The following is a 4028-nucleotide window of genomic DNA, read 5'->3' on the forward strand; positions in this document are numbered from 1 at the left end:
ACTCAGCACCGATCAGGTTCAGGACGAAGGATCGCAACTTCGGCGGCTGGTAAAGGAGCAGGGCGAGCAAATCAGCCGGTTAAAAAGCGCCCAACAACACCATATCCTGAAATTCAACGCACTAACGATTGTCATTGAGTCGTGCATGAACCGCAAAGGACTGACGATCGATATATTCGAGGAAGTGGATAAAACCCTGGCTGAAGAAGCGGCCAAGATTATGAACTTAAAAAATATGACCGAATGATCCGCACTGTCAACATCATTTGCATTCATTGCACGGCAACTCCACCAACCACGAAGGTCAGCAGCATCCTGAACTACTGGCGTAATTCATTAGGCTGGCGTAATCCGGGCTATCACCGATTGATTGATGCCAGTGGCCGGGTGCATATCCTGCACCCATTTGAGCGTCCTAGCAATGGGGTCAAGGGCTATAATAGTCGAAGCATCCATATCAGCTATATCGGAGGCGTAGATGCCTACGGAAATGCATTTGATACCCGTACGGAGGCGCAACAGGATGGATTGATTGAGCAAATACAAGAGGCGCAGCAGTGGATTATCGGACACGGATTGCCTCCTGCCGAGGTGATTGGCCACCACGATTTAAATCCTTTCAAAGCCTGCCCAAGCTTTAACGCTAAACTCGAATATTCTTGGCTGTGAAATTACTACGCGATACCGTCAAAAACCCCCAAACCGGCAAATTCTCCCGTAAAAGCGTCACGGCACTCAGCTTCTTTGCCTTTGCCGTCATCCTGGCCGGGGTAGATACTTTCACCGAACTGGATGTAAACACGCATTACTTTGACGGTTTTATGACCGTCGCTCAGCTGACGCTCGGGTTAACGGTCGCCGACAAAATTGTGCATAAAACCCAACATCATGGAAAACCGCCCAGTGCTGGCTAAGCTCATTATCATTAGTATTTTGTTGTTCTTAGGGCTTAGTGCTATGATGCTATCTTGCCAACCGCCGCCGCAAAAGACACTATCGGATCGCCGAGCGACTGAGGCGAAGGACTCAACGATCATTCGGATCATACCGGTAAACTCAGTCCAAGGCACGGTTCCGGACATTGGACAAAAATTGTCCATTCCGGATATGGACGTAGAAATCTTCCGGGTGTCCGAGTCCGAGGTACTACTCAAGACTCCCGTCCGGACGGAAGTCCGAACCGATGTCCGAATTGTAGAGACCCGTCGCGGCGGCGATCGGATCAATGTCCGAGAAGTAGACAAATCCCGCAGTTGGTTCAATAGCCGAAATCGAAACTCGCAGAATCAGAACTCAGGCAATAAGACGGGCCGTGTCCACGGTGGCCGGCAATCCGCGAAGCACGTTGAAAAAACCCGAACAGTGGACAAAGAAGTATCTCGTAACGGCTTACCGTGGTGGTGGCTAATCATTGCCGGGGCAGTTGGTGGGGTTTACCTCTACTTCAAACTCAAGAGTCCTTTCCCCTTCCCCTAGCCCCCGTTCCTTTCGTAGCATGGTCAACCTCGATGTAACCATTCCTACGAAATTTAGGCTGTTGCCCAACAAGCGGATCAAGCGAGCCGTGCCCGAAAATTGGGCTGAGGTAACGGTCAAGCAGTTTTTCGGCTATCTCAAAGCCCTCAAACTAGGCCGTACTGCGACCGAAGTTCGTCTGCTGACCGCTCGCTATCTTCTGCCATTACCTTGGTACCTATTCTATACGCTCAACCGCGTACAGCTGGCCCAGATTACCTACGAATTGCGCTGGATGAATCAGCTACCCCTGACCATAAGCATGTTCAAAACAATCAATGGCTTCGTTGGGCCCGGTGACAGTTTCAGTACGTTGACTATCGGCGAGTTTGCCGCCGCTTCGGCTTATTACGATCAATATCGCGGGACGCATAACCCGGAATTGCTGGACTACCTCATCGCTGTACTATACCGTCCGGACCGGACCAAGCGTTTCAGCGCTGAGGCAATGGAATCATATCTTCCCAAACTGCGCAAGGTTCATCCGGATATCAAACTTGGCGTCTACTTATATTTAGGAGGATGCCTGTCCGAACTGGCTAACCGTTACCCCCGCCTGTTTTCTGGACCGGGTCTCGCCAGACCGGACGGTTCCCGCGGCGGCGGCCGGCCGCGCGATCCCGCCAGACCGGATGGCGATCCGCCTAAGGCGGATGGCGAAACACGGCGGGGAACCGCTGGGCGGCAATCCGCTAAGACGGACTGGCTGGACTTCATGCGCCACCTACCTTCCGAAAAATTCGGAACGCTCGAGCAGATTGAGCAATCCGGATTGCACGCGGTGCTGGAAGTGGCTCATAGAATGATGAATGATTCCCAGAAACAAAAAGGCGGAATGCCGCCCACCCGTTCCCATGCAGCACGAAGAATACATTAACCTGTTCCGCGATCTGGCCACCCGCCACGTGGATATATTGCACACAGCCAAACGCTCGCACTTTGCCCGAATCGTGCTGACCAATGACCCCATGTTTCCCATGGCCCAGCAGATTGAAGAATTTCTCTCGGGACTATCGCATAAGCTGCACAGCCCGATGATGCTGATTTCAGCCTACGATACCGACTATACCGACGAGCTGGGCGATAGCATCGGGCAGTACCAAACCGGTCGGCTCATCCTGCTGGAAGATATGCCGACCCGGGGCTTCGATGCCGAAGAAGAAATCTACCAGCGCACCGCTGAATGGGGCCTGGATATGCTCAGCGAAGTGGACCGTACGCTGCGGAAGGAGCCGGGTTACCGGAAAGGAATACTGGACTGGAACCAGGCCGGTAGTGAGAAGCTTCGCTTCAACCGCAACCGCCGCAACTTGGCGGGTACCGGCTACAGCTTCGCCATCCGTCAGACCTACACCAACCTGAATCGATCCCATAAATTTAACGCGCCCAGCTGATGAGCTTCACCGTACAAAGTCTAGAACTGCTCAAAACTCCTAGCCAGACGGCTAACCCGTGGGTACAACTGTACTTCGATTTGAACAATAGCTCGGGAAGCGATTTGGATCAGACGATCTTCGTGCGGTATTTCTACGGCACCGGGCATACCGATCGTCAGTACCGATTTACCGTCGCGGATGGACAAACCGAACGGATACTGACCCCCCGCACACCGCTGGCGGATCCGGATACCATCACCTCCGTCCGCTTTGAGCTACCGGGTGGGAATGTTAGCCTAACCGATGCCAATTATCAGGTAACCGACTATACGCCCGGCATCACGATCGATCAACATGAGCTGGGACTGTATCCTACTCGCATTGATCGTCCGGACGGAATGCCCTCGCCTCTGCCCAGCGGTTGGTTTGGGGACTTCTCCTTTAATGTGCAAAGTACCTTTCTAGAAGAGGTGCAGCTGGTCTCAGTCAATTATATCTACGACGATGGCACCGAACTAAACCGAGGGCCGTATTACGTTGAAGAAAATGTGCTACGACCAGGCTTCGCTATTCCTACCCAGGGGAATAGCACCTATAGTATTGATCGCATGGGAACTGCTAACCAAGGCGACTTCCCCCTGATCATCGCCCGCGATAAGCAAGTCATCCGGATCGTTATCTTATTAGAACCAGGTGATACGCTGAACCAGCGAATAGATGAGCGGTTTGAGGTAACGCTAGATCCGGCTAACGTTCAGCTTCATTATACCCCCATGACCGCCCAGATCACTACGTCGGGCAACAGCATATTTGTGACCGTTTCGGGCGGGGTAGAACCGTATTCCTACTTCTGGCAAGACGGTAGCACGGAGCAAAACCGCCTGAACATTCCGCCCGGTTTGTATACCCTGGTGGTCACCGATGCGATCGGCGAAAAAGCGACATTCTCGGCGCAGCTAGGCGACCTGCACTACTTTTCCGAGAACCCCGTTACGCTGGCAGCCCGGGCCAATGATTTGGAGAACAAACCCTTTCTGCGGATGATCTGCCAGGTGTGGTACGAAAAGGAGTATCTGAGCGACCAGTATCAGCAATTGTTTGAGGCCGAGCAACCGATCAACGGGCAAGGGGAAACCC

At 52.9% G+C, this 4028-nt stretch carries 7 protein-coding genes; all 7 read left to right on the forward strand.

From position 1 onward, the window contains the following. Positions 1-247 (forward strand): hypothetical protein (locus WBA23_RS13380; RefSeq protein WP_424582780.1); only part of this gene is annotated, 247 nt, incomplete at its 5' end. Beyond that, a complete protein-coding gene (locus WBA23_RS13385; RefSeq protein WP_424582781.1) occupies positions 244-669 on the forward strand; it encodes an N-acetylmuramoyl-L-alanine amidase in 426 nt (141 codons plus the stop codon). The genes WBA23_RS13380 and WBA23_RS13385, both read left to right, overlap by 4 nt. Further along, entirely contained in the window at positions 666-914 is a 249-nt protein-coding gene (locus WBA23_RS13390) for a hypothetical protein (RefSeq protein ID WP_424582782.1), read from the forward strand. Before WBA23_RS13385 ends, WBA23_RS13390 begins: the two co-directional genes overlap by 4 nt. Next, positions 889-1476 carry a hypothetical protein gene (locus WBA23_RS13395; protein ID WP_424582783.1) on the forward strand — a complete coding sequence of 196 codons (588 nt, stop codon included), beginning with the start codon at positions 889-891 and terminating at the stop codon, positions 1474-1476. Before WBA23_RS13390 ends, WBA23_RS13395 begins: the two co-directional genes overlap by 26 nt. A gap of 19 nt (positions 1477-1495) precedes the next feature. Continuing rightward, complete coding sequence (locus WBA23_RS13400) at positions 1496-2392, forward strand: hypothetical protein (protein WP_424582784.1); 897 nt, start codon at positions 1496-1498, stop codon at positions 2390-2392. Between the two features lie 91 nt (positions 2393-2483). Then, positions 2484-2909 (forward strand): hypothetical protein, encoded by a 426-nt coding sequence (locus WBA23_RS13405; protein ID WP_424582785.1) that lies wholly within the window; start codon positions 2484-2486, stop codon positions 2907-2909. After that, a partial coding sequence (locus tag WBA23_RS13410) for a SprB repeat-containing protein (RefSeq protein WP_424582786.1) occupies positions 2909-4028 on the forward strand: 1120 nt, incomplete at its 3' end. The genes WBA23_RS13405 and WBA23_RS13410, both read left to right, overlap by 1 nt.

Source organism: Tunicatimonas sp., assembly GCF_049647865.1.
GTDB lineage: Bacteria > Bacteroidota > Bacteroidia > Cytophagales > Cyclobacteriaceae > Tunicatimonas.